Consider the following 26,975-nt stretch of genomic DNA (forward strand, 5'->3'; position numbering starts at 1 on the left):
ACAGGAGTGTCTGCAATAGCTGTTTTTTTGTGTTTTAAAAACGAATCTATTTATTTTCCTGTATTCATTGTTTTGCGCACAGTTTCTTGATAAACCTTACTTTCCGGTCTTAAATTTTCAATGCCTTCAAATGGAACACCAAAGCGTCTATAAAATGGGTATTTTTCATTCATGGCATCGTGACGTTTTTTCATCATATCGAAAGGTCCCCAAGCCCATAAAAATTGAGCCATCATACCTCTCATTTCACGAGGGTCTGCATATAAATCATAGAAATCGTTTTTTACCAATCCTGGACGACCACCAATCCATACTCTTTTATATTGTTGCTTTATAGTAGCCGCGTGATATGTTCCAGTATAAACATGGTAATAATCTCTTCTACTTTGACCATCACCATATAAGAAAACAGCAGTCTGATCAATACCATCAATAATACGATCGGTAGGAATCTTATCCATTCCACCACCTAATCTTGCAAATGTGGTAAATAAATCGTGCACCGTAATCATATCACCAACATAAGTACCTGGCTCAATTACACCATCCCATTGGGCAAAAGCAGCCACACGAATTCCTCCTTCACGATAATCTCCTTTACCACCATTAAATACATTTTGATACATTGCATTCGGTACTTCAGCCATAGGACCATTATCTGCCATGGCAATAACTAAAGTGTTTTCTGCTATTCCTTGTGCTTTTAATTCGTCAAGTATTTGTCCAACGTATTCATCAAGGAGTTCTATGTTTTGAGCAAATAAGGTACTGTTACTTGTTGTAATTTCTTGACCTCTCTTATTAAGATCATAGAGGTTTGGCCAATACGCTAGATAAAAAGGTTTGTCATCATTAGCCTTACGTCTAATAAAATCCAGTGTTTTAGCCTGATGTTGTCTGTTAACTTCACGATAGTTATCTAATGTTGGAGGTAATGTTTCACGTGCTTTCTCTCCTTTTTTTCCTTCGATATCCATAATATATCCATGAGGACGCCATGTCTGATCAACTAAATATTTCTTTTCTTGACGTTCTTTTGTATATCCAATTGTCATACTTGCAGCTTCACCATCAGCGTGCCAGAAAATAGGTGGAAACTGATTGTATAATGAGAATTGAGCTTCATCAAACCCTTGGTTGTGCATATAACTTTCTTCAATATCACCTTGATGTGCTTTTGCATAAAAAGCAGTACTATACCCTACTTCCGATAAAATTTCTGCTATGGTTACTTCTTCAGCAGGTAAACCAGATCCTTCAGGAGGGAAAGCTACCGTGTGCATTCCACTTCTAACAGCTAGTCTTCCTGTTAATGCAGCCGCACGCGTTGGTGTACAAGATGGTTCGGTATACATACGTGTAAATACGATGCCATCTTTACCCATTTTATTCAAGCGTGGAGTATCGAACCCTCTAATCTTATTGAAGGCCTCAATACCAACTTCTCCAAAACTGTTATCATCCCACATAATATGGACAATGTTCGGTTTTTTACCAAATTTCTTTTCTAAGGCCTTTAACTTCTTGTCAATGTCTTTGTCTTGTTCTGCCCATTGCACGCCGTATTGTTCTAAAAGGATGTCTTGTTCAGCATCATGAATAATGTTTTGTGCATTGGAAAATAAAAATATACACAGCATAAAACACAAGGACAATGTAATGTTTAATTTTTTCATAATTTTTTTTGAAATTAAATTAGGTGTTTTTGATTAATTAATTAATGATTCTAACAAATTTAGAATGAAATATTTTCTATTTATATCAAAAAACCGCAACTTTGGAAAATGATTCAAGAACCTAAACCTACTGTTTTTTCTTTGTCAGGTATTACATTATTCCATTTTGTTAATATAGTAAGGCAATGGGATTTACAATTTTTGCAATTAGAGCCAGGCGTTTTTAGTGTAGATTTGAAACAGTTTATTTCAAAAGATTTTCAGTTAGGTTATGGAAAGTTTAATAGAAAAGTAAAACAAGAAGGGTTTTCTCCAAAGGGAATATGGTCTTTTGCATTTGTGAATGCCGTTAAACTATATTGGAGAAACTATAAGGTTTATCCTAGTTCGGTAATAATTTATGCGCCAGGGTCAGAAATAAATGCAGTAAGCGATGCTGGCTTTGAGGTGATGACCATCTCAATTCCGGATGCCTATTTGTTTGAAATTGCAAAACGTGAAAGCCAATTGGATAGCTATAATGTTTTAAAAACTATTAGTTTAATAAGTGGTGAACACCCGTTATGGCAAGAACTAAGAGCGTCTATTTTATCAGAAATTAATCGTCGTTTAATAGAACAGGATTTAAAGTCTAAGGATGATTATCTGGAAGTTTTTACATTAAAGCTTTTGGAACTAATAACCCATTATAGAATTAGTAATGATATCGTGAGTAGTTTTAAACGCTTAACATTATTAAAAAAAGCCGAGGCATATATTTTTGAGAATATTACCGAACCCATCACAGTAAATAGATTGGCTTCATATTTGAATGTTAGCGAGAGAACGCTACTTTATGCCTTTAGGGAACGATTTGAAATGGGACCCAAGGAGTATATGAAATTTTTGAAACTGAATCATTTGCATGTTCGGTTGCATGAACAAAAAAGTAAGGCTTCCATTGCTAGTATTTCAAGAGATAGCGGGTTTTGGCATATGGGGCAATTATATAAAGACTACAAAACATTTTTTGGAGAATTGCCCTCAGAGACGCTTAAGAAAAATATACTTTAATTTTAGTTGTTTTGCAACACTGTCTTGACTTAAAAAGTTTTAATGATTCTTAAAACAGCGGAAGCATCCACCTGATTTTCATAGAATTTAGGACCAAGCCCAAATTGAAATGCTAAACCACTCTCAAATTCATAATGGGCTTGCGGTAAAACGAGTAATTCCATGTCATTATTATCAATGCTTTGAAAGGTAGGGTCTGAATTATTTATTTCCAATCCAACAACGGTATGTTTGTTAAGATCGGTAAAGACAGAAGCATTTAATATAATGGTGTGCTTTTTCTTTGCAGCGTCAGCACCAGATTCTAACATGACACCAAACAAACCAATACAACTCCAAATGTTGTTAAACCTGTAGGCTGGCACATAAAGAAAGTTAAGTTCAAGGATATCCTCATGGATGTAGGCTTCACCCATCACTTGAATACCATGAATAAATTTGTGGTTTTTAGAGCTTCCAATAGTCCACTGGATAGCCATTTTGTAAGCTTCTAATTCAAAGTTTTTAAACGGGAATTCCAATTCAACGGCAAAATTATTAAAGAGCGCATATTCTATTTCTGGTGCCCATTCTACGCCTCGGCTCTTTGCCTTGTTTAAAGGGAAATCTGCTAAAGCGTTTATCTCTAATTCTCCTTGTTTGGCCCCTAAGCCTCTTACCAAATCGAACATAAGGGGTTCAGGGATGCTAACAGTTTCTTTAATAGGTTCGTTTTGACTAAAAAGGATATGGCAGTTTAGCAAAAATATGGTAGTAAGCACTGATAATCTGATCCAACCACAAGGATATATGAAGTTTAGTCTTTTTTTATTTTTTGAAACCATATATGCGTTTTTATTTGAGCGGATGGGCTATTTTAAACTCTAAAAATGCCATTAATAATAAGTTTAAATCTTGAATCGTTATTTATTAAATTTCCAGCCTATCCCGCTAGTAAAATTATAATCTATTTCATTACCCTGAACAGCAGGTTGGTTATCATAGTTAATAGTAAGCCCTATTTTTACATAAAAGTCATTAATAATCTTGTACTTACTGGTTACATTAAAATCTGTTCTAAAACGGCCTCTTTCAGATAAACTAGGATACATATTTAAGTTACTGAGTAAATCAAAATCCTTCATATCAAAAATATTGAAGTTGGTAAATATAAAGGCTTCTGTAGAGGTCTTATCTAGCGAGGTATCAACATAGTTCTCAATATTATAAGTAAGCCCTAAACTGACGCCCAGATATAATTGATTGGTACTTACTAAAAACCGACCGGCCCCTAAACTGGGGCTAACCCTAGCATCAAGTGCTTGCTCGGTGTTACTTAAAAAAGAAACGGTACCCATAAGATACCAGTACCTCATAAACAATCTAAAAAACTCTAATTTCGCATCGGTTCTGCTTAGGTCTTCTGTGTTATCTTGTTTCGAATTTAAGGCATCGAGTGTACCATTTATAACCGAATTCTTGTCTATGTAACTTAATTCGGTGCCTAGGGTTAGTTGATTAAAGTTATTCGCTTTGGTTAGGTTAAACCCTAAATCGAATGATCCCTTAAAACGATTCCAGAATTTATCATAGATTTCGTCTAGCGAAATGATTTCATTAATTCGGTATCGTTCTATTTGGCCGTCAGTAAAAGTCATTGTAAAAAAACCTTCTTCTTCAGAATTTACATGACCGTATCTGCGTCTATTTTGAGTTAATATAACGAGACATTTTCGTTCTATGTGTAGCCTTTTTACGCGCCCAAATTTCACTTGAAAATCGGAATCACTAAAACTAGTTTTTATAATTAGGACGCCTTTCGCTAAACTTTTTATTTCCCCTTTTATAACGGTTTGATCTCTTAACTGAATGCTGTCATTTTGTGAAAATCCCATCCAGGGAATAAATAGGAGCAGTAACCAAGTTAATCTGGCTTGTTTAAAAAATAAGGATACTATGAAATGAAATATACCCAATTAAATACTTGAACCTTTACTTATAAAAGACGCTTAATTCTTAAAACAAGATGACTTGTTATAGCTTTACAAATCATCTTGTACTTCTAAATCTAGTTTAAAGAATTAAATCCTAAACACTAAGCCGCCACTAACACCACCAATTACCATAGTACTTGAAACGCTTACACCGCCACCACCGGTACCAACATAAAAACCGCCCCAATTAACAGGGAATAATAAATTACCTTGCAGGTTAATACCAACATGTTCAGAGAACATAATATTTACCCCTCCTTTAAAGGAAAAGGCAAAATTGGTATCGCTACCGTAAGATGGGATGTTCGGGAAAGCATCTCTATTTTCGTTTTTTGGAGAAACAATAACAACGCCCAACGCACCACCAACAAATGGTCTAATATTTCCGTTAGGGAAGTATTTGGAACCTCCAACCATAATCCAGTCTCCAGCCACATCGGTAAGTCGTTCTTCAACTGGGCTGTAAATAATATCTCGGAGTCTAATTTCAGAATCCTGCCTGATGTAGGACACTTCAACCATGGTGTCATCAAAGGTTTCAAACCCTACAGAAACACCCCATTGGCCACCATCTTTTAACTTTAAGTAATTTGCTCCGTAGCTTGCTTTAGCACCAAATTGATAACCATAGGACGGAATGATTTCAACTGTTTGAGCATTACCGCTTGTTGAGAATATAAAAGCTATCAACATCAAAAATGAAGCAGCATAGGTTTTTGTAAATGTAATTTTTCTAGTCATAATTTTTTTTTCAAATCGTTAATGTTAGTTTGAATATTAAGATATGTTTCATGCAATTTAGTAATAATTATAATTTCATAGGTTGGAAGGTTGCATTTTTCTCTAAAAAATATATACTTGTGGCTGGATTTCTTTAAGTTTGTTTCGTATCAATTTATTTAGATGATTAAGTTAAAAAACAGTCTAAAATTACTTGCTATTAGTTTCCTATTAGTGGGTTGTGGTAAAGACAAATACCAAAATTCTACGACATTATCTTTTCATGCAGGGCCGAGTAAATATGTAGGTTCCAAACAATGTGTGTCTTGTCACGCTGAGGCTTATAATACCTGGAAGGGATCTCATCATGATTTAGCTATGCAAATAGCCAACGATTCCACAGTTCTTGGAGATTTTAATAATGTAAAAACCGAGATTGATGGTGTTAAATATACGTTCTATAAAACAGGTTCAGAATACCATGTCACTATTACAGAGTTGGATAATACAACCCAGAACTATAAAATTAGTTATGCCTTTGGGGTAACGCCATTGCAGCAATATCTTGTTGATTTTGAAGATGGTAAAAAACAAGTACTTAGAGTGACTTGGGATGCTATTAAAAAGCAATGGTACCACCAGTATAAAGGTGATAGAATTCAAGCACACGATTGGTTGCATTGGACAAGAGGGGCGCAAAATTGGAATACCATGTGTGCGGAGTGTCATTCCACCAATTTAATAAAGAATTATGATACGGATTCCGATACTTTTAAGACGGTTTATGATGAAATTAATGTGGCTTGCGAGAGTTGTCATGGACCTGCAAATAATCATATAAATTGGGCGAATGCTGCTCCTCAAGATTCACATACTTATATCCTTTCTGGTAAAGGTCAAGAACAACAAATGAACCTTTGTGCCCCTTGTCATGCTAGGCGTGTTAAACTTACTCCAAACCTAAAACCAGGAGAAACTTTTGAGAACCAATATATGCTTCAAAATATTACCTCTAATTTTTATCACGGAGATGGTCAGATTAATGATGAGGATTATGTTTTTGCATCGTTTAAACAAAGTAAAATGTTTAGCGAAGGGGTTACCTGTACAGATTGTCATAACGCACACTCCTTAAAACCTAAATTTGAAGGTAATCAATTATGTACCCAATGCCATGTGGCAAGTACTTATGACTCTAAACAACATCATTTTCATGAAGCTAATACGGCTTCTAGTTTATGTGTTAATTGCCACATGACTGGTAAAACCTATATGGGTAACGACTTTAGAAGAGATCATAGCTTTAGAATTCCTAGACCAGATCAATCAGAGGTCTATGGAACCCCAAATGCTTGTACTGGTTGTCATCAAGATAAAACAGATGCTTGGGCAGCAAAGACAGTTGTAAAGTGGTACGGCCCCGAACGTGCAGATCATTTTTCTGACGCGTTATTGGTTAGCAACAAATCGAATATCAGCCTTGATGAACGTAAAATGTTGGATTATTTTATTAATGATTTAACATATCCTACCATTGCGAGAGCTACAGTTATTGAAAACTTACCATACTATACCCAAGAAAGTTTTAAGAGTTTAAATATTGCTTTAAATGATGCGTCTCCTTCAGTAAGATACAATGCGCTTTTAAAGTTTAGGGGGTTACCACCTGAGATAAGACGGGCAACAGCAGTTAAGCATATGAGTGATTCAATAAGGTTGGTAAGAATTGGTGCTGCACAGATAGTGATGGATATGGATCTTAATCAGTTTGATCCTAAAGATGTACCAGGCATAGAAGCTGCTAAAGGTGAGCTTGAAAACATGTTATTTAGTAATACCGACTTTTCCACAGGCAGAATGCAACTGGGAGATTATTTTATGCAAACCAATGATATTAATAATGCTATAAAACATTATGAAGTGGCTTTGGAAATGGATAGTTTATTGATTCCTGTATATTCTAATTTGGCCACGGCCTATGCTTTAAATAAAGAACATGGAAAGGCTGAAGAGACTTTAGATAATTGGATTAAATTTGAGCCAGAACAAGGAAGACCTCACTATTTAAAGGCGCTTTTATATTTTGAAATGCAAAAAAATGATGCAGCTGTGGCACAGTTAGAATTAGCGATTAGAAAAAATCCTAAGGATACACGTTCCATGTATAATTTAGCAACGTATTATTATCAAGAAAATAGAGATGCTAAAAAAGCAGAATTCTATATTAATAAGGCGTTAAGACTAGAGCCTGAGAATAAAGATTTTAAATATCTTTTGGCTTTAATTTACAAGAATTTGGGTCAGGTTAAAAGAGGGCAGGCTATTTTGGATGAACTTCGATCTACGACTTAGATATAGGATTTAACCAGGTAGTACTTTTTGAAGTCTCTTTTTTAGTAATACGTTGTGTTTTAAAATAAGCCTGTCGTGTTGCTTTGATGGCCGCCAATACTTCACTGTATAAAGCTATGTTTGTTTGTTCATCTTTAAATAATGCATGATTTAATTTTGACAGCGCATTATTTAGGGGTTTAGAATTAGTTTGTACAGCCAAATCTTCCAGTGTTTCAAATTTAGAACTTAATTTTTTTACCCAAACGTGACTCGTTCTAGAAAAGGCGAAATAATCGTGATGTTTTAAGGCTTTTTTTAGCTGAGCAAATGCAAAGCCCTCTGATTGCAAGTAGTGTGTTCTTTTAAGCTTAATGAACGCGATAAGTCTTTTTGATATATAAAAAAGGATAAAACCTCCAACAAGTGTTAAAATTAAATAGATAACGAATGTTTTTGGGGTTAAGCCAAATATTAAAAAGGGTGTTTCTTGAGTTTTGGCAGCTTCAATAGTGTCCTTTTGTAACGATTTTTTTATGCTTGAGAGCATGCTTAAATCTGGATTTGGTTTCACTTGAACCACAACAGAGTCAATATATTTTTTGTAAAACTTTTTATTATTTGAATTCCAATACATGTATTCTGTAGCAGGGAAAACAACTTCACCTTCTTTTTCAAAAAGGTAGTTAACAGTTTCTGAACGTGAAGCAGATATGGCTGTTTTTGACTTCTTAGTATTTACTTTGGCACGCCTAGGATAAACACTAATTCCTGCAATGCTATCCCAAATCGATACGGGTATGAATTCAGCCATGGTCCCGCCTGCAGATCTGTTAATAGTGCGTTGTACCACGTCTCCCACCTTGATGTTATCTAGAGCAGTAGACCATTTTTGATTTACGTTTAAATAAGTAGCTACTAACCAATTATTTGGATTGTACCCCAATGGCACAGGTAATACATTAAAGCTTTTTGGTTTCGTTGTCACGGTTCTCTTGATGCCCTTATATCCTCCGGGTTTAGGTGACGCAATATTTATGGATAAACTGGGGATGGTAATTTGACCTTCTTCTGTTGGAAATACATTGTAATAAAAACTTACGCCAGCGTAATTTTTGCCACTAAATGCTCTACTGTTACTAACCGAACGAAAGTAAACGGTTAGTGCATTGTCAATTTGAATATTGCCTAAATCTACACCTTCGGTAAACCATGTTGAGGTATATACAGAAACGGTTAGTTTCACGGGCTGCCCAATGTAGGCTTCATTGGTGTTTACAGTGGCATAGGCAATGATGCTTTGACCCAAACTAGAAAGCGGTATCAACAAAAACGTCATCATAATTCCAATTGTTTTTACCATGACGCTTCTGTTTTTTGTACTTCAACAATTCCTTTCTTTACTTGATATTTAAACTTTCTAGTTAAAAAAAGCGCAGGATCATCATCAACTTTTCGCATTAAAATGTTTTTAGGAAGTTCACCCTTGCCTGATTTAAAGTCGTCTGGCAATTCATCCATTTCTTTGCCTTTCCTTTTGTCAGTCTCGGCGGTCTCTTCTAATCGTTCTTTCTCCATATCTTTTTTAGTAGCTTCTTGTCCACCGCCACTTAAATCTTCTGGAGATTTGTTTTGTTTGTTCTTTGCAGCTTTTTTGTCATTTTTGATATTGCTTTCTTCTTGTTGAGAGGCCATTTTATCCTTTGCTGTAATAATTTGTTTAAGATTAGAACTTGCCTTTTCATTTGATGGATCTTTCTGAAGTACTTTTTCGAAGACCGCTTGTGAGGCATCTAGCTTGCCCAATTTAGCATAGGTTAAACCTAAGTTATATAAGCCATTAATAGTAGTGTCTTTTTTAAATGCAGATTCTGCACTTAAAAAATCACCACCTTTATAGTAGGCTACACCTTTATGCATGGGGTCATCAAAACCCGAGGCTGCTTTTAAGTAGTTTTCAGAGTCATAGTCTTGTTGGGCTTGATAGGCCTTAGTATACCATAAGTCTTTGAATTTAAATTTAGTGGTTTCTTTTGTTGTATTCTTGGTACAGGATTGAAGAAATAAGGCTAGAATAATAAGGTTAATAGACCAGCCTTTTCTGAAGCTGAACATAAAAATAAAGGCTAGCGGAAAAATTAACCAGTAACCATTGTCTTGCCAGTCTTCTTCCTCTTGATTGGTTTGGTCTTCAAAAACCAAATCGTCACTAATGGCTTTGGCTAAATCTTTAACATCGCTATCATCCAACGTAATTTCCAAAATATCCAAGGCCTCCATTTCTGATAAAGCCTTTAGTTTAGAAATATTTAAAGCTGAGTTTTGCTTGGTTGTTGGTATTTTGGCACCGCTTTGTGAAGCTAACGGATAGATGAAAAGCTGTACGTTATTGTCCTGTAAAAAGACGCTAACCTGCTCTAGTGAAAGGTCTTCTAAATCATCAGTTACTAATAGTATTTTACCTTGGGCTTTGTTCTCATCAAAGAGCGCATCCATTTTTTTAAATAGGCCGTTGTATTCAGTACCCTGTGCAGGCATCATTTTTGGTTGTAATCCGTCCAGTTGATCCAGAATAATTTTGTAATCTGTTGTAAACGGAATCGCAGTATGTGCGGAACCGGCGTAAACTAGTAAATTAGTTGCTGCTCTAGGACCAGCTTCTAAAAGATCACGAATTTTAAATTTAGCACGCTCTAGTCGGTTAGGTGAAACATCTTCTGCTAACATGCTTTTCGATAAGTCTAGAGCAATCACAAATTGGGATTCAACCTTTTTAGCAGGGGCTTTAATTTGATTCCAGGTAGGGCCTAAAAAGCTAATAATACCAATGATAAACATTAGAATGACAGATGCCCTTATAAGATAGGCTTTCCAAGATGTTCCCTTTTTAATCACATAAGGTCGCAAATGAGGCGCAATATTTTTTTTCCAAGCATTGGACTCTCTATAGAATAGGAATCCAATGATTAAAACTAAAACAGTTCCAATCCCCAAATACAAATACTCGATTCGTAAAAAGTGGAAGTTTTCCCAATTGATATGTTCAATGTTTTGCGTCATCAACGGTTTGTAAAACGTTTAAAAATTATCACAATATTGTTTATCATGATTAAAACAAACCCTAAAATTAGGGCTGCTCCTAAAGGATAATAATAAAGTAATGTTTTAGGTGTATAGCTTTCTTCTTCATATTCAACGGGCTCAAGCTTTTCAAGCTCAACATATATGTTTTCCAGTGCCTCAGTGTCTTTTGCTCTAAAATATTGTCCTTTTGTTAGTTCGGCAATCTCTGTTAGCGTACGTTCATCGAGGTCAGAACCAACATTACCTGGGTCGCCAATGCCAACAGCGTATATTATTGTTGAGTCTTTTTTTGCCATATTTGCAGCGTCTAATGGAAGAATATCCATGCCGCTGTCAACCCCATCTGTGAGTAGTAAAATAACTTTATTAGGTATGGTATCTCTTTCAAACATATCCATGCCTTTTACAATCGCCTTTCCAATATTGGTCATTTGCCCTGCCATGCCCACATCTGCTTCATCAAGCATGGTTTGTACCGTTTTTAAATCTGTTGTAAAAGGTGCTTGTATGTAGGCGTTACTTGCAAAAAAAATAAGTCCCATTTTGTCGCTTTCTCGCTTTACAATAAAGTCTTGCATGATGTTCTTAACAGCCTCCCAACGCGTAACTTTCTTGTTGTCAATCATCCAGTCATTATTGGCCATGCTGAAGGATAAATCGGCAAGAATAAGAAAATTTCGAGATGTTTTTACTTTTCTTTCAGGTTTACCAACCAATTCTGGCGAAGCCATAGCCGATAAAAGTAAAAGCCAAATAATAAACATACAAAATGATGACAACCACGATCGCTTTTTTATGTGTGAGGCTTTTTTAGGTTTCTGGTTAGCCGTTTTAGAACTGGAATCAAAATAGGGGTAAATCAAAGCAGTACTTCGGTTTTTTATAGCTGGTAATATCCAATAAATTAGAATTGGAAGCACCGCCAAAAAAGCGACATACGGATATGCGAATTGAAAATTATCAGGCATGATGCTTAATCCATTTTATACTGCTACTTACAAACTCATCCATTTTAAAACTATCTGAAATGGTAAATTCACCTTTATAAACCGCCGAAGCAATACTGGTTTTATATTTAATAAAAACGGGTTGATTGAGTTTGCTGTCTAAAAAATTAAGCCAATTTTCCCCTTCTAGTGAGGCTACTTGTTTTCTGCTATAGGTTTGTAAGGCGGTCTGTTTTAACAAAAACATAATTTGAACAATATTGGTGCTTATTGTGTTCTCTTTAGCATGCATTAGTTTCTGTATACTGGAAATGGCAGTTCTACGATAGACGTTTTGTTTATATTTTTTATAGTAGGTATATACTATAAACAGGATTAAGCTGGCCAATATTATAAATAGAATTTTCCATCCTATAGTGTCCATCGTAAAAGGTATAGGGTCTGGAGTGATAATTGGACTTAATTCAATATTTTGATCCTGTTGCATGTAGTCAAATTATTTATTGTAATTACTAAAAACTTCAATGAGTTGTTCTTCAATAGGGCTTGAAGTATTAACCTGAAACAAATTAATGTTGTATTTCTCTAATTCGACTTTAAAATTTTTGTAATTTGTTTTAAATGATTTACTTAGTTTTTCTTTGAGTTTTTTATTGTCTCCATTTAAATTGACTTGATACGTGTGGTCTGTTATGATCATTTTTTCGTTAGGAACATCGGCTTCTAATTGATCATAGACTTGTATTAAAACAAGGTCATTATGCAGCGCAAGTTGGCTAAGGTATTGCAGTACCGAATTGTTATATCTATGAAAATCACTGATAATAAAAACTAGAAAGTCATGGGTAACAATATTATTTATTTTAGCAAAAATATCGGTTAAAGAGGCTTCAAAATTAAAGTCTTTTACATTGTAAATGTCTTGATTTGCCTCTATAATTTTTTGTAGAAAATAAATGATGTTTCTTGGGTCGCGTTTTGGAGTTATTAAGTCATACTGATCTCCAGTATACACCATGCCACCAATACGATCGCCTCCTTTTTTTATTTTGTGGGCAATAATAGAAGCCAGTTCTCCAGCTACAACTGCTTTAGTTTTTTCCTGAGAACCAAAACCCATAGATGTCGACTGGTCAACAAAAATAAAAGCAGGTTTTTCTTTTTCTTCAGTAAATACTTTAGTGTGTGTTTTTCCTGTTTTGGCCGTGACACTCCAGTCTATATTTCTAATATCGTCACCAAGAACATAAGGTCGAGATTCTTCAAAATCTAAACCTCTGCCGCGTAAGCGCGATGCATAACGCCCTGATAATAAGCTGTTTGACTTTTTTTTGCCAGTGCCTAAATTCAGAACAGAAGCAAACAACTCAAACTTCAAGAGATGTTCAAGGGTTAAAAAAACATTTGGGTGGTTATCTTTGTTTTTGGATTTCATAGTATGTGCATTAAGCAACTACTGCTACAACCTCAATCAATTTTTCAATAACCTGATCGGCGGTAACGCCTTCGGCTCTGGCTTTATAACTTAATGCCAGCCTATGCCGCAATACATCTTTGATGGTCTGATGAATATCCTCAGGTGTGACATAGTCTCTATTTTGCATCCATGCGTGTACTCTACTGCATCTATCTAGAGCAATAGTTCCTCTAGGGCTTGAACCAAAATCAATTAATTTGGCAAGTTCTTCATCAAACTTTTCAGGGTACCTCGTTGCCGAAATTAAACTAACCATATATTTCTCTATGTCTTCTGAAGTTTTTACTTTATTAATCTCCTTTCTGGCGTCAAAAATGACTTGCTGCGGAATAATATTGACAGTTTTTTTAGCTTTTTCTTTAGAGGCTTCGCGCTTATTAAGCCGCATGATTTCTAATTCTGATTCGTCATCAGGGTAACTAATTATGGTATGTACTAAAAAACGATCCATTTGAGCTTCAGGTAGGGGGTAGGTTCCTTCTTGTTCAATTGGGTTTTGGGTAGCCATCACCATAAATAATTCATTCATTTTGTAGGTTTTTCCGGAAACTGTTACCTGACGTTCCTCCATAGCTTCAAGCAGCGCTGATTGCACTTTGGCAGGCGCTCTGTTAATCTCATCAGCAAGGATTAAATTGCTAAAGATAGGACCTTGTTGGAATACAAATTTTTCTTTTTCGCTTGGTAGATAAATCTCAGTACCTGTAATATCCGATGGTAATAAATCTGGTGTGAATTGTATTCTGCTCAAACCACAATCTAAATTTTTAGCTAATGCATTAATGGCTCTGGTTTTTGCTAAACCCGGTAACCCCTCTAAAAGCATATTACCATCTGCAAGTAGAACAAGAATAATTCTGTCAATGAGTTGTTGTTGTCCAATTATAGATTTAGACATTTGTTCTTTTAGTGTGGTAATCGATTCAAATGATGTCATAAAACTTTAATAATTTGATTCTTACTTCTATTTATTTTTCAAACGGATAAATAAGCTTCCAGTCGTTTTTCATGTCGATAATGGTCCAACCGTCTTTTTGCGCCTGGTCCAAGCCTTTGTCTAGTCTTCCAATGTGCGATGCTCTATCATAGGCCCATTCTCTTTCAGAATCTGTGTGGTGCAGGTACAACATAAAACTCTTATACTTGTTAGAGGCCGCCCATTGTAGCATTTGCAAATCGCCATCAGAGTTGCCAGACGCAAATACCGGTTTTTTGCCTATAATGGTATTAATATTAATGGGTTTACCTTCTTTGTCATCGATAAAATCAAGGGCTGCTAAACGCATAATTTTTGGGTCTCCGTTATTATATTTAAATTCTGTTTTTAAGCGACTACCTATTATTTTTTCTTTTGGAATTCCATATATTTCGGTTACGAATGCTCGCATAAAATCAACACCTCCACCAGAAACAATATAGGTTTGAAAATCGTTAGCTCTTAAATAATCTAACAATTCTAGCATGGGCTGATAAACCAATTTGTCATATCCAACACCTTTGGTAGGATGTTTAGCGGTCTTTATCCAGTCTTGAACAATAGTCTCAAACTCCTCTGTTGACATGCCTGCATGGCTTTCCATAACAAGGGTTAATAAACCATGTTCACCTTGCTGTATCAAGGTTTCCATATCGTCCTCTAAAACAGCTTTGAATGGTTGCTTGTTTTTCCACTCTGGATGTTCACTAGCCAGAGCTTTAACTCTATCTATGGCAAAGAACAATTGGAAATAAGCTGGTTGTTCACTCCAAAGATTTCCATCATTATCGAAAGTTGCAATGCGATCTTTAACTGGAATAAAATGATTACTCTCCGGGTTAGTTACATCGGCAACATAATTTATAATAGCTTCTTTAGAAAGACTTTTATTCCAAGATGGAAGCGGATCTACAATTTCAACCGTTTCTGTTTTTGGAGCTTCTTTTTTTTGTGAGTTACAACTTAAAATTATTGTTCCAATTACTGCCAATGCAATACTCTTTAAAAAATACTTTGGTGTCATAATAAAATGAATTAATAGCTTTATTGATAGTAAATATACAAATTAGCTTAGTATAACAAACCGCCTCTAGACACGAAAAATTACACGGTTAGAGAATTTTGAAAAAACAAAAACTTAAAGGAATTCACAATAATAAAGCCCAGCCAAGAGCGATAGAATCTGTATTGCTACCTATTAAACGTGTAGTTCTGGAATATATATAAGCCAGTTTTAAAGATTGTCTTTTTGAAATGGAATAGCCAGTAGAAAGCGATGCAAGTACATCATTTCTTCTGTCGTCTTTAGATTCGTTATTAATGGTTGATTTACTTCCAGTGCCAGTTCCAACGCTTAATGAGGCCCAGAGTATGGAATTAAAGCGTTTTATTAAATGAGTTTGGGCAGCAAGCATTGGTTTTTGAGATCGTGTATTGCCCCCAAAAAAATTGTTGTTATTGGTAAAGAAAATAACCGATGTGGTAAATTCAAAAGACCACAAGCCCCAGTTATGCAGCACGCCAACTTGAGGCCTTATAACAAATCTATTTTGCCCAAGATTTAATAACTTATCTGCATGATAGAGTCCTGTGGGTAGTGTAATGGCTATAGAAGCTCCAACCGTTGTATTTACAGGGTTTTCTTTAAAATATTTAAACAATTCTTTTGGTTGTGCAGCTGGTGGGCCAATAAGGTTAACAGATAGCCTTATTCTAGAATCCATGAACCCATTTCTATTGGTGGAAGCAAATTCTCCATTTAGTATGCCTTTCCAATATGCAAAACTAGCAGGCAGCTTAACATCAACTCTGGCTAGTTTTGATCCTAATTTAAATGGACGCACATATTGTATTATAACAGAATGCGCGTCTATTTTAGCGTCTTCAAGATTAAGTGCAGGGTCCAGCAAAATATCACCACTAGTAAAGGCATATCCCCCGCCAAGTACCTGAGTTCCCAAAGGGAGCGCATTCCATCTTCTTGGTTCTAAATCTTGTGCAAAGTTTTGAAAAGAACAAAGAAAAGTTCCGATAATGAAAGTTACTATATGCTTATTAAGGTCTTTTTTAAAGCTAATCATTAATCTTAAAGATAAAGATTTATATATATCATTATACCAAGTAATGTTAGAACGGGCTATTTGCTCTATACTTTTTGTAAGCTTTCTAAAATCTTGGCAACATATTTTTCGGCAGTTTTATAAGCGTCTTTAGGGTTTTTTAGAGAGGTTGTTACTACGGCTACCAATTGACTATCTGCGGGTTCATCTAAATTATAAGCAACGGTTTCAAGAACGTACTCTGTACTTGTTCTGGTGGTGGTTCCTCCTGTTGGGACAAATCCTCCAAAAGAACTATAATAAGGGCCGTAGGCATATGGGTATCTGTAGTAACTTCCGAAGCCACCATAATAACTTGGATATCCATATCCCATACCCATATAAATACCATCTTGTGTTGTGGTTTGCGTCAACTTTTTATCTTTTACAACAGTAAGTATAATGGCATTAAACCCTTCACTTTCTAAAATGCTGTTAATAAACTTCATGCGTTCTTCCGTCATTTCTCTCTCTGGATGAATTTGAGGGGCTTGTGTATAACTTTCAATGGCATTGAGTCCATGTTCTCTAAGGTCTTCTGCAAGTTCAAGCTCGAAAGCTACTCTAGCTTGATTATCGGTGGTTCTAGCAATAACTAAAATCTTTTTCTCCTTAAATAACTCAACTACTGGCTTTTCGGCTTTCCATGCATTAATGACCTTAACGCCTCCGCACGCTTGTACAAATAGTACTATTGATAATAAAGTGGTAACTAAAGTAGTTTTTTTCATTTTAATATGATTGAGTTTGATTTTGTGTAAATATATAAAAGGCATGTTTAGAAAGACTCCTCTATTCCAAAATAAATTCCGGTATTCCCATCTCGCCCAATCCCAATATCCATTCTAAAATTCACTTTTTCTTTTTTATTGAACAAATACCTAAGCCCGCCACCATAGCTATATTTTAATTCATTAATACTTAAATCGATAATTTCTTCACCCACATCACCAATACCTGCGAAAGCTACAAACCCAAATCTTTTCCAGAAATATTGGCGGTATTCACCCTGAAGCATAACATAGGTCTGGTCTCTATACCTACCAAGGAAATAACCTCGCATCCGGTTTTGCCCGCCCAGAGCAGGTAACTCGTAAAAAGGTGCATTTGTTCCAACGCTTTTTACATAGAGGTTAGTAGCGACTACTTGATTTTCTTTAAATTCTTTATAATACCTAGCATCTAACTCGAAAGTGGTATATACAAAATCACTTGGTTCGGGATGAACAATAAATTTAATCGACTGATAATGACCGGATGTTGGATAAAACAGGTTATCGCGCCTGTCCCATATAAGGTTTAATCCGAGTCCAAAAATATTACCGCCCTTAGAGCCATTAACTAAGCCATTATTTATAAACTCGTTATTTTTGGGATCGACAATATCGGTGTTTTTATATTCAATAATAAGCCCAGCGCGGTCTGAAAATAATAAAACAGGGGGTACTTGAACTTCCAGTTCGAACTCAAAATCTTGCCTTAGGTATGGTTCGGTTCCGGTTTCTACGGTTTCATTGCCAATCCCCCAGAACTTATCTAATCTATAACCGTATGAAACGGGCATATTTACAACAATGTTGTTTGAATTAAAATAAAGACTCGGTTTAACAGAAAATTTATATTGGTTGTTAGAGGTGTAATAAGCTCCAAATCCTACTTTTGAAGGTCTTAAGTTCTCGGAGCGCTTGGTGTAAAAGAGTATAATTCCGCCTGCTCCAATAGCGGCTTGTGTTTCAGGGGTGTAAAACACATAGGGGTAACCGTTAAAAGAGACCTTTTTTGTTTTTACACTGTCATGCTGCCTTGCTATAATAGAATCAATAGCCTGTTTTCCTTTTTGGGAATATACCAAAATGGACATTAATAAGGCGCATATGTTAATAACCTGACGAGGCTTTATAGTATAGTAGTTTTGCCTATTGAATTAAAAATAAAATATAGAGTCGAGGTTAAGGTATATTAAACCTGAGCTCATTTTGTAATTGCTTTTTTATGCACTATTTCCCTGCTTCATAAGTAAAATGCTGCCCTCCCAGAGAGGCTTCATACATAAGGCCCCCTTTTGTATGAGTAAAAACAGCCACCCCACTTTTATAGGCCACATCTACAGAAGCACCTTCTGTAATAGCCACGGCAGAGGCCTGTCCATCAAATTTTAAGTTTCCATTTGTAAAATGCTCAAAAGCGTCTTTGTTTTCAAAAAAGATAACCTCGCTATATTGTTGCCCTCCTAACTGTAAACCTATAGATGCCTGTTTTAATTTTGAAGAACCAATGGCTGCATGGTCCTTGTACACGATGCCTTTTCCGGCTGCTCCACCAATACCAACACCTGCTTTCGTAATTCTTGGAAACACGGCGTAGGCATAGGCTTTGTTTTTAAAGCTCTCTAGTTTAGGCGTTCTTTTAATCATGGTTGCCAGGGCTTCATCGGCATCTGTCTTAAGTTCAGGCTTCCAGCCTCCAACTTGCGCAGATACGGTAAATGCGATAAAAACGAGAGTAAATGTTGATACTAATAGCTTAAAAGATTTCATTTCTGAGGGTGTTTTTTGAATTAAAAAATAAAGTTAATCAATTTGGGTCATATAACCGGTAGGGTTACAATAAGAACCTCCAGTTTACGGAAAGCATAAACGATTTTCGATCGCCTATAACGCCGGCTTCGGTTCTAAACATCCAATTCTTGTTATGCTGGTATTGAGCTCCAATAATACCATTCCACTTTTCCTTTAGCTTTTTATCTGGTCCATATCTAATTATACTTTCCGCATCAGCTCTGTTAAAGGCATCAATATTATGGCCTAGTGTTATATAGGCAATAATTTTTTGAGGGGGCGTTCCAACATTATCATACCAATTATGGTATTGTTCTACAATCTCGTTGGCACGTTCCCATGATTCTGGGGGTAAAGCATCCTTCCGTTTTAGTTCACCTACGGTCTAGCTACCTAATATTTTAATTAGGTTTTTATTTCTTTTTACTATCACCTTTTTTTGAGGTCGGTTCTTCTTTTTTCTTATCTGCCCCTATAGGAATATTAACTTTTAAAAATAAGCTATTATGTTTAAAATTATTATTTCCTTTATAAACATTAGCAAGGCCCAAGTAATATCTAACACCAACGGTCATTCCATTTTTTGGTAATAATTTATAGCCAGCTCCAAAGGCTACACCAGCGTCTATTCGATTAAGTTTATCGGTATTAGAAATCCTTTTTCTTATTTCTACACCCCCAACGTCTGAATTAAATTCCACCCAAGCTTTTCTCATGTAGCCTATTTGTGGTCCCGTTTCGGCGTATATTCTATTTTTGAAGGAATACTTAATAAGTGCCGGAATCAAAAAATACTCGGCATTCTGACTATATCTGCCCGATTCTGGTTCGGGGGATATTTCTAAAAAGTTTAAATCGTTCTCAGATAAATTGTTGTCGCCTAGTTTAGATTTCACCAAGACGCCCGTATACAGGTTCCATTGGTTTTTTAGTCGGATATCAAAATAGAAGCCTAAGTTAAATTTTGACAATGGTTTATCCGCTTCAAGATTACTTATACTCGACAAATTCATGCCGCCCTCTAGACCAAACTCTAAACCGTCAGAATTTAATTTGTCGCCAAAAATAAGGGACAAAAGTACTTGCGATTGCATGCTCATTGAAATCAATAAAAATCCTATTAGGATGAAGGGTTTTAATTGTGGGTTTTTCATTAGTCGCTATTATTTAGACTGTAATGTCATTACTTTTCCTTCTCTTAAGATAGTAATTTCAAACTTAGTGTCTTTGTCAATACTATTGGCGAATTCTGCTAGTTTTACCAAAGTGTCATCAACTGTATTATATTCTATGCCGTTAAAAGCAAGGATAATATCTCCACCTAATATAAGCTTTTGTTTTCCAATAGAAACCTCGGTATCACCCTCTCTAACTCCCATACGGCCCAAAATAGATGAAACAACAACACGCTGCACTAGAAGTCCGTTTGGTTGCGGTAAATTAAATATTTTAGCCTCTTTACCACTTAATGAGTACAAGTCTGCCCCAAACCAAGGCATTTTATTATTTAGTAATAATTTAGCTGCTAAATTAGAGCTAGAGGCAAAACCAATACCATCAGACCCACCAGATTTGCTGGTTATATGGCTCACAATACCTATAACTTCCCCATTAAGATTAAACATAGGTCCGCCAGAATTCCCTTGGTTAATGGCCGCATCGGTCTGTATAAAATCGGTGTTGGTAAATGGGTTTTTTCCTAATGTTTGTCTTCTAAATCCGCTGATGTAACCAGAAGACATGGAGAAGCCAACACCTAGCGGAACACCAACAACAAATACTTGCTGGCCAATTTTCATTTTATCAGAATCTCCAAAACTTACCAAGGTCGCATTGTTTTTTTCTCTTGTTAGGCCAATTAGAGCAATATCCGGTGCTTGGTATGATGAAATTACTTTAGCTGGAATCACTTCGCCATCGGCAAACTGTACCATTAAACTCTTTGGAGCCTTTACAACATGTGCAGCTGTTACAATAAGTCTATTACTAACCATAAAACCAGAGCCTAACCCGCCATTGGTGACCGTTTGAGAATGATTTGAGTCTTGGGTAATTACAGTGTTTTCCTCGGTAAAAATAGCCACAACGGCAGGACTTACCTTTTCGTAAATTTTTGAAATGTCTTGAGATTGAACTGAACTGGCGGTTAAAACAAGTACCGCAAACGTTCGTAGTAATAGTTTCATTTTAAAGAGGGTTGTGTTAGTTACTGCGAAGTTATAATTTCCTTTCATGAAATACACCTTTATAGCTAAAAAAAGAAGCGAGGGAATAGGAATAACTCTGTGATTACATGGAATGTATATCCAATTTGGTTAATGTCTATTTTTATTAACTTTGCTTGAAACTAATATAGATTAATGCATAATAACTTACACGAAAGAGCTACCGAAATTATTGGGCGGGTTCTTGATATGGAACACGAACAAGCAGAAAAGTACATCGCAAAGGCTTGTGCAGGTGATTCAGATTTAGAGAAGATCGTTTTAGAACTGTATAGCAATATTAAGGAAGATGATAAGCGTGAAAAACCTAAAGATGAAACCCGTCAAGAAAGTCGTGGTTTTTCAAAATCTCGTATTGGACCCGGGCAGAAAAGTAAGACCCGTATTTTAGGCAATGTAACTCAGGTTTTGTTTGGGAATAAGCGGGGTAGGTTGTTAAGTCTTATTTTGTTTCTGGCTGTTGTATTTACATTTGGTTTTGTGATTAGGCAAGAATACAGAAAGCGTATTATAGAGCTTAAGCGCCAGGAACAAATAGCCATGCTCAATATACACTATAAGTCCTTAGAACAGTGGATTTCATTAAAAAGAGAACTGCTGTCTGATTTAGCCGAGAACCCAGATATTGTTTATGCGATTAAGCATCTAGATAGCCTAGTTTTAAAAGATCCTAGTTATGTGGCAATTAAGCAAGATCCCAATGGAGATTCTATTTACAACCTTGTTAATAGTGTTCGAAAAGCGCATAACGTTGAGTCCTTAACTTTTGTGAATAAAAGAGACCCTCAGTTTATGCTGGTTTCTGGCGAAGGTTTGTCTGGAATGAATAAAATGGCAAGTGATATCCGGCTGGGACCTAAAGGTTATCAATACTACTTGAAGGTGCAAAAGGAACAGGATTTTGTCTTCATACCTCCTATGTATGATTCTGATAGGTTTGAAGTTATTCCTCCAGGGATACAAGCAGCTACCCTGTGTACTTTTGTTCAACCAGTACGCTCTAAACAAGGTGGTTTACTAGGCTTTATCGCTATTGATTCTGATGTTGAAAATGAATTCTCTGAACTTTTAAATTTATCATATCATAATGAAACGGCTGAAACGTATGCTGTGAATTTAGATGGTTCTATGGCCTCTAAAAGTAGGTTTGAGAAGGAGCTACAACAAACATTCTTACTCTCTAATGATACGACAAAAACATCGGTGCATCACATCATGATGTACGATCCTGGTGTAAACGTTTATGAGGCCGATGGGCATGTTCAGGAGCAGGTAGAGATGGATTATACGGTTATTTTTGCCGAGCTATTAAAAAATGTTACCTCCGAAACTGGCGTTTTTGAAGGTGCCGTTCTGACACCCTATAAGGACTATAGAGGGATAGATGTGGTGGGTTCATGGAAATACTTGCCAGAATATGGTTTTGGTTTAATTAGTGAAATTGATGTGTCTGAAGCTTTTGTAGCCCTCGATTATTTTGATGGCGCTTTTTACCTGTTCTTATTGCTTTTAATTGGTTTAACCGTGTTGTTGTATAACAGTAATGTCCGCTTGGCAAAGTTTGGGAAAAAAATGAAGGATTTCCAGCAGTTAGGACAGTACTATCTTAAGCAAAAGTTAGGAGAAGGTGGCTTTGGAGAAGTTTACCAAGCAGAGCATACTTTTCTAAAAACACCAGTAGCCATTAAGTTGCTTAAAAAGGAGTTTATAGGAACCGATATGTTAGATCGTTTTCAAAAAGAAGTTAAGGTAACAGCATCTTTATCGAATCCAAATACCGTAAGAGTTTTTGATTATGGTACCTCTGAAAGTGGTCAGTTTTACTATGTGATGGAGTACTTAAATGGTATTACCTTGGATAAAATTGTTGATCAATCGGCTGCTATACCTGTAGCTAGAGTGATTCATATTTTATTGCAAACCTGTTACTCTTTGGCCGAGGCACATACCAAGGGTTTAGTGCATAGAGATGTAAAACCAATGAATATTATGGTTTGTAATCAAGGCGGGTTGTATGATACTATCAAACTTCTTGATTTTGGGTTGGTTAAAAATGTGGATACGAGCATAACACAGCAAACGCAAATAAATAGAATAGGGGGGACCCCTATGTTTATGGCTCCAGAGCGCCTAAGAGACCCTTTTAATGCCGATCATAGGGTAGATGTTTATGCTATAGGAACAGTAGGTTTATATATGTTAAGCGGACAGTATTTATTGGAATTGGTTTCTCAAAAAATGTTATCTGGGCAGGAAACGTTGCAGGGTGGCTTTAAGCAGCAGCTTATCGAGAGAACCGACGTTCCAGACAATTTGAAAGCCTTATTAGAACAATGTATTTCCTTTTCTGTAGATAAACGACCAGAATCCGTAGAAGTGATTATTGATGCTTTAGAAGTTCTAAAAAAAGAATATCCATGGACACGACAGGATGCAAAACATTGGTGGAAAACTTACGACGTATATAACTAATCTTTGGGGTTAATTATTCGCATTATGCTTAAGTCGTCATAAAGTGTAAAGCCTTTTAATGCCAGTTTTTTGTATTGTTTTTCAAAGAATAAATCAGACTTTTTAGAAGGTTTTTCAACAAGAAAAGCATATCTTGTTTCGTTTATCTCTTCTGGGTTTTTTAAATCTTTGCGTAGTTTATCAATACCATCTGTCGCAATACAAACATCATTTGCGTTTTCGAAATTATAGGTAGCAATAGCACTTAATTTGACGTCCTCAAAATTTTTTGCTAAATGATATCCCAGAAAATTCGGAACGTTGTTTTGATCAATACTAGTAATCCGACCATTTATAGCAAATAAACCATCCCCGCTTATTTTAATGCAAGCTTTTAGGGTATCATGGTTGTAAATCAATAAACTTAATGTTGAAAGTAGTTCTTCGGTGGATAAAAAGAAGAGTCTTTTGGTTTTTTTTAGATCGTCGAAAAGTTGTTTTAAGATGAAATTACCGATTTCATTTAACTCCATGGTGGCCAAATCAAAATCCTCAACAATCTCTTTCATCTGTGGTAGCATTCTGCAGGATTTATGAATAGATTTGCTAAAAAGCGCAGAGCTAAAATGACTATCCTTGGCACTGGAGCATCCATCCATAACGGCACAAACTAAAATATGATCAGTAAGTTGATAGGAATAGAAGAAATCTTCAGAAAAATGAGGATGGTATATACTGCGCTTATGTATTGATAATATCTGCATTATGATGCCATTAAAGGTTCTAACCTAATAAGGGAAAAAGCTGTTAAAAAAACCTAATTAAAGGCTTCATGATTAAAGGAGTTATGTGCTAGAAAGGTTTCTACACATCACTATTCATAAACTTTTTAAGCCAGGCTTTAGCAACTTTCCAATCGACCTCTATCGTTTTTATAGAAACGCCTAACTCGTCTGCAATTTCCTGCATTTTCATCCCACCAAAAAATTTCATTTCAACTACTTTTGCTTGCCTTTCATGAAGCTTTTCTAGGTGTTCCAAGGCCTCATCAAGTGATAATACAACTTCATCTTTTTCAACAGAATAGGTAAGGCCCTCTTCTAGGTCAAGATGGTGTTGTCCAGATCCACGTTTAATCGCATTCTTTTTTCTGGCATGATGCACTAAAACCCGTCTAATAGCTTGAGCGCTAACAGCAAAAAAATGTGACCTGCCTTTCCAATTTATCTGATCTTGATCTACCAGACTCATATAAGCTTCGTTAACTAAAATGGTGGGTTGTAAGGTATGTCCAGGGCGTTCTCTTCGGTAAAGTTTTTCAGCGATTTCATGTAAATTATTATAGACTAAAGGGTATAAGTCTGCTGTTCTGCTACTAGATTCAATATTATTCAGAATTTGTGTGACTTCGTTTTTTTTATTTGATGGCATGAAAGTTTCATTTAATGTTTAAGTAAAGTTAGAAAATTATTTGCGAGCATTAAAGTAAATAGCCTTTTGTAATATGTCCTTTAGCGTCATTATAGGGTTTTTTATTGAAGAGTACCCTGTTTAGAGTGTAACAAAAACCGAAGTAAAACGCGGTTAATTAAAACATTTATTTATGAAAGCAATTAAAAAACTAAAAATGTACTCTAAAACTATTTTGTTAGGATTAGGGCTGCTATTGCTAATGTCATTTAGCGCAAATGATCATTCAATAGATTCGAATACTATTAAGATAACCATTACTGGTGTTAAAAATAGTAAGGGACAGGTTATGATTGGGTTGTACAAATCAGCTCATGGTTTTCCAGATTTTGATAGGGCTTATAAAACTGGGGCTGTAAAGTCAAACCTTAGCGATATTACATTTTCTTTCGAAGGTGTTAAAAATGGTAGTTATGCTATTGCTGTTTTTCAAGACGAAAATGAAAACGATCAGTTAGATAAAAACGTGTTTGGCATTCCAAAGGAGAAGTACGGTTTTTCAAATAATAAGTTTGGGAAAACGGGACCACCAAAATTTAATGAGGTAAAGTTTAATGTTACATCCGATTCTAAAAATGAATTGGTAATACATCTGAAATAATAAAAAAATAAGAAATTATGAAAATATCAACCTATATCAACGCACACAAAATTTTATTAATTCCGTTTGTTTTATTTCTCATGTAGTTTTTTGATAATTGGTCGACCGAGGCCTTTATTTACCTAGCTATTCATGGCACGTATTGTTTATTATGGCTCATAAAACATCAAATGTTTCCTGATAATAGGTTTAACGAGAAACAACCTTTTTTTATTGGTCTTTTCTTTATCTTTTTACCATTGGGAGGTTACTATTTAGCACCTTATTTACTTATTAGTAATCATTTAGTATTACCTCCATACATCATTGGGATAACCTTATTCCTATACATAATGGGCATATTTATGCATTATGTAAGCGATGCGCAAAAGTACGCTATTTTAAAACTGAAAAAGGGATTGATTCATGATGGTATCTTTAGCCGAACAAGAAATCCTAATTATTTTGGCGAAATTCTTATTTATTCGGCTTATGCCGTTATGGCAATGAACTGGATAGCTTGGATTCCATTGGCTTGTTGGGTATTTGGTTTCTTCCTTAGGAATATGCTTAAAAAAGACAAATCTATGTCCAGATATCCTGAGTTTACGGACTACAAAAGGAAAAGCTGGTTACTATTGCCTAGGCCATTTTAAATGAATCATCTATATGTGTTCTATAACAAGAATAGACGGTACAGGTCTGCTAAATAAATGGTTGATCTAGTGATTTGGTAAGTTTACTTTTAGTTTTGGTTGTCTCACATTAAAAGCCTCTAACAGCTGCATGTAGGATGGTATATTTGAATAGAATTTAAAACAAATAAGAAAAGAAATAAGGGTTTTAGAGGATTGTTCCCTAAAATTAATACAAGACAAGAATAGTAAGTTTTTCATATAGTTAGTTTGGTTAGTTTGAAACCGCTCAGTCATCTCAAAAGGCTGAGCGGTTTTTTTATAAAAATAGGAAAGCGATTAGGGGTTTTAGGGATTGTTGCCCTGTTATAAGTGAAAGCAAATTATAAATCACAAAAAATATATTATGAAAGCGATTAAAACGAAAACAAGAAAAGAGTTTGTGCGAAAGTTTAGGGCTATTGTAGCAATGGTTCTGTCTGTATTAATTTTAGGGAACAACCCAGCGAATGCTTGTTCATCTTTTGTGTTTTCTACACCCCAAGGAAACCAGATACAGGGACGAACCATGGAACTTGGATTTGAAGCTGGGGAACAATTTATTATTGCGCCACGTAACTACGACCTTTTAGGGGTTAAGGGCCCAATAGGTTATGTAGGCATGCGTCATGCTAACACAGAATGGGTCTCATCAGGAATGAATGAGTTTGGGTTGTCGGT

Annotated in this window: 25 protein-coding genes; 6 read left to right on the top strand and 19 right to left on the bottom strand. The window is 35.6% G+C overall.

Annotation, left to right across the window (positions count from 1 at the left end):
* Positions 1–50: 50 nt before the first annotated feature.
* Positions 51–1,676, bottom strand: coding sequence for a sulfatase-like hydrolase/transferase (locus tag E5D58_RS10150; RefSeq protein WP_136481743.1), 1,626 nt, complete (start codon positions 1,674–1,676; stop codon positions 51–53).
* A gap of 108 nt (positions 1,677–1,784) precedes the next feature.
* Here E5D58_RS10150 and E5D58_RS10155 point away from each other — a divergent pair, with 108 nt between their 5' ends.
* Entirely contained in the window at positions 1,785–2,729 is a 945-nt protein-coding gene (locus E5D58_RS10155) for a helix-turn-helix domain-containing protein (protein ID WP_136481744.1), read from the top strand.
* A gap of 29 nt (positions 2,730–2,758) precedes the next feature.
* Here E5D58_RS10155 and E5D58_RS10160 read toward each other — a convergent pair whose 3' ends face one another.
* The 3 genes from E5D58_RS10160 to E5D58_RS10170 all read right to left on the bottom strand — a co-directional run bounded on the left by E5D58_RS10160 (position 2,759) and on the right by E5D58_RS10170 (position 5,443).
* Complete coding sequence (locus E5D58_RS10160; RefSeq protein WP_136481745.1) at positions 2,759–3,553, bottom strand: hypothetical protein; 795 nt, start codon at positions 3,551–3,553, stop codon at positions 2,759–2,761.
* Between the two features lie 78 nt (positions 3,554–3,631).
* Positions 3,632–4,603 carry a DUF481 domain-containing protein gene (locus E5D58_RS10165; protein WP_136481746.1) on the bottom strand — a complete coding sequence of 324 codons (972 nt, stop codon included), beginning with the start codon at positions 4,601–4,603 and terminating at the stop codon, positions 3,632–3,634.
* Positions 4,604–4,789: 186 nt separating this feature from the next.
* The gene (locus E5D58_RS10170) at positions 4,790–5,443 is read right to left on the bottom strand and encodes an outer membrane beta-barrel protein (protein WP_136481747.1); all 654 of its coding nucleotides are present in this window, start codon (positions 5,441–5,443) and stop codon (positions 4,790–4,792) included.
* 162 nt (positions 5,444–5,605) lie between these two features.
* Between E5D58_RS10170 and E5D58_RS10175 the strand changes: the two genes are divergently transcribed.
* Positions 5,606–7,774 carry a tetratricopeptide repeat protein gene (locus E5D58_RS10175; RefSeq protein WP_136481748.1) on the top strand — a complete coding sequence of 723 codons (2,169 nt, stop codon included), beginning with the start codon at positions 5,606–5,608 and terminating at the stop codon, positions 7,772–7,774.
* Here E5D58_RS10175 and E5D58_RS10180 read toward each other — a convergent pair.
* The 13 genes from E5D58_RS10180 to E5D58_RS10240 form a co-directional block, all read right to left on the bottom strand.
* A complete protein-coding gene (locus tag E5D58_RS10180; protein WP_136481749.1) occupies positions 7,764–9,116 on the bottom strand; it encodes a BatD family protein in 1,353 nt (450 codons plus the stop codon). The genes E5D58_RS10175 and E5D58_RS10180 overlap by 11 nt on opposite strands.
* Positions 9,110–10,813, bottom strand: a complete 1,704-nt coding sequence (locus tag E5D58_RS10185; protein WP_136481750.1) for a VWA domain-containing protein — start codon at positions 10,811–10,813, stop codon at positions 9,110–9,112. The genes E5D58_RS10180 and E5D58_RS10185 overlap by 7 nt, the downstream gene beginning before the upstream one ends.
* Positions 10,813–11,805, bottom strand: a complete 993-nt coding sequence (locus E5D58_RS10190) for a VWA domain-containing protein (RefSeq protein WP_136481751.1) — start codon at positions 11,803–11,805, stop codon at positions 10,813–10,815. Before E5D58_RS10190 ends, E5D58_RS10185 begins: the two co-directional genes overlap by 1 nt.
* The gene (locus tag E5D58_RS10195) at positions 11,798–12,271 is read right to left on the bottom strand and encodes a DUF4381 domain-containing protein (RefSeq protein ID WP_136481752.1); all 474 of its coding nucleotides are present in this window, start codon (positions 12,269–12,271) and stop codon (positions 11,798–11,800) included. The genes E5D58_RS10190 and E5D58_RS10195 overlap by 8 nt, the downstream gene beginning before the upstream one ends.
* A gap of 9 nt (positions 12,272–12,280) precedes the next feature.
* Entirely contained in the window at positions 12,281–13,219 is a 939-nt protein-coding gene (locus E5D58_RS10200; protein WP_136481753.1) for a DUF58 domain-containing protein, read from the bottom strand.
* A gap of 10 nt (positions 13,220–13,229) precedes the next feature.
* Positions 13,230–14,198 (bottom strand): AAA family ATPase, encoded by a 969-nt coding sequence (locus E5D58_RS10205; protein WP_136481754.1) that lies wholly within the window; start codon positions 14,196–14,198, stop codon positions 13,230–13,232.
* 31 nt (positions 14,199–14,229) lie between these two features.
* Positions 14,230–15,261, bottom strand: a complete 1,032-nt coding sequence (locus tag E5D58_RS10210; RefSeq protein WP_136481755.1) for an HAD family hydrolase — start codon at positions 15,259–15,261, stop codon at positions 14,230–14,232.
* 124 nt (positions 15,262–15,385) lie between these two features.
* Positions 15,386–16,318 (bottom strand): transporter, encoded by a 933-nt coding sequence (locus E5D58_RS10215; RefSeq protein WP_235835894.1) that lies wholly within the window; start codon positions 16,316–16,318, stop codon positions 15,386–15,388.
* 65 nt (positions 16,319–16,383) lie between these two features.
* The gene (locus tag E5D58_RS10220) at positions 16,384–17,067 is read right to left on the bottom strand and encodes a hypothetical protein (RefSeq protein WP_136481756.1); all 684 of its coding nucleotides are present in this window, start codon (positions 17,065–17,067) and stop codon (positions 16,384–16,386) included.
* A 47-nt stretch (positions 17,068–17,114) separates the two neighbouring features.
* On the bottom strand, positions 17,115–18,197 hold the full coding sequence (locus E5D58_RS10225) for a BamA/TamA family outer membrane protein (protein ID WP_136481757.1): 1,083 nt from the start codon (positions 18,195–18,197) through the stop codon (positions 17,115–17,117).
* 136 nt (positions 18,198–18,333) lie between these two features.
* Positions 18,334–18,873 carry a lipid-binding SYLF domain-containing protein gene (locus E5D58_RS10230; RefSeq protein ID WP_136481758.1) on the bottom strand — a complete coding sequence of 180 codons (540 nt, stop codon included), beginning with the start codon at positions 18,871–18,873 and terminating at the stop codon, positions 18,334–18,336.
* 434 nt (positions 18,874–19,307) lie between these two features.
* Positions 19,308–20,048, bottom strand: a complete 741-nt coding sequence (locus E5D58_RS10235) for a porin family protein (protein WP_235835895.1) — start codon at positions 20,046–20,048, stop codon at positions 19,308–19,310.
* 9 nt (positions 20,049–20,057) lie between these two features.
* Positions 20,058–21,080: a S1C family serine protease gene (locus tag E5D58_RS10240; protein WP_168796671.1), complete on the bottom strand. Its 1,023-nt coding sequence runs from the start codon at positions 21,078–21,080 to the stop codon at positions 20,058–20,060.
* 174 nt (positions 21,081–21,254) lie between these two features.
* Between E5D58_RS10240 and E5D58_RS10245 the strand changes: the two genes are divergently transcribed.
* Positions 21,255–23,591, top strand: coding sequence for a serine/threonine protein kinase (locus tag E5D58_RS10245; protein ID WP_136481760.1), 2,337 nt, complete (start codon positions 21,255–21,257; stop codon positions 23,589–23,591).
* Here the strand turns inward: E5D58_RS10245 and E5D58_RS10250 are convergent.
* Together E5D58_RS10250 and E5D58_RS10255 are read right to left on the bottom strand one after the other, a co-directional pair.
* The gene (locus tag E5D58_RS10250; RefSeq protein WP_136481761.1) at positions 23,588–24,334 is read right to left on the bottom strand and encodes a protein phosphatase 2C domain-containing protein; all 747 of its coding nucleotides are present in this window, start codon (positions 24,332–24,334) and stop codon (positions 23,588–23,590) included. The genes E5D58_RS10245 and E5D58_RS10250 overlap by 4 nt on opposite strands.
* Before the next feature lie 100 nt (positions 24,335–24,434).
* The gene (locus tag E5D58_RS10255; RefSeq protein WP_136481762.1) at positions 24,435–25,001 is read right to left on the bottom strand and encodes a sigma-70 family RNA polymerase sigma factor; all 567 of its coding nucleotides are present in this window, start codon (positions 24,999–25,001) and stop codon (positions 24,435–24,437) included.
* Between the two features lie 172 nt (positions 25,002–25,173).
* Here E5D58_RS10255 and E5D58_RS10260 point away from each other — a divergent pair, with 172 nt between their 5' ends.
* The 3 genes from E5D58_RS10260 to E5D58_RS10270 form a co-directional block, all read left to right on the top strand.
* Positions 25,174–25,641 carry a DUF2141 domain-containing protein gene (locus E5D58_RS10260; protein WP_136481763.1) on the top strand — a complete coding sequence of 156 codons (468 nt, stop codon included), beginning with the start codon at positions 25,174–25,176 and terminating at the stop codon, positions 25,639–25,641.
* Positions 25,642–25,811: 170 nt separating this feature from the next.
* Positions 25,812–26,276, top strand: coding sequence for a DUF1295 domain-containing protein (locus tag E5D58_RS10265; RefSeq protein ID WP_136481764.1), 465 nt, complete (start codon positions 25,812–25,814; stop codon positions 26,274–26,276).
* A gap of 385 nt (positions 26,277–26,661) precedes the next feature.
* On the top strand, positions 26,662–26,975 hold a 314-nt coding region (locus E5D58_RS10270; protein ID WP_136481765.1), incomplete at its 3' end, for a linear amide C-N hydrolase.

This window comes from Cognatitamlana onchidii (assembly GCF_004804355.1).
Taxonomy (GTDB): domain Bacteria; phylum Bacteroidota; class Bacteroidia; order Flavobacteriales; family Flavobacteriaceae; genus Cognatitamlana; species Cognatitamlana onchidii.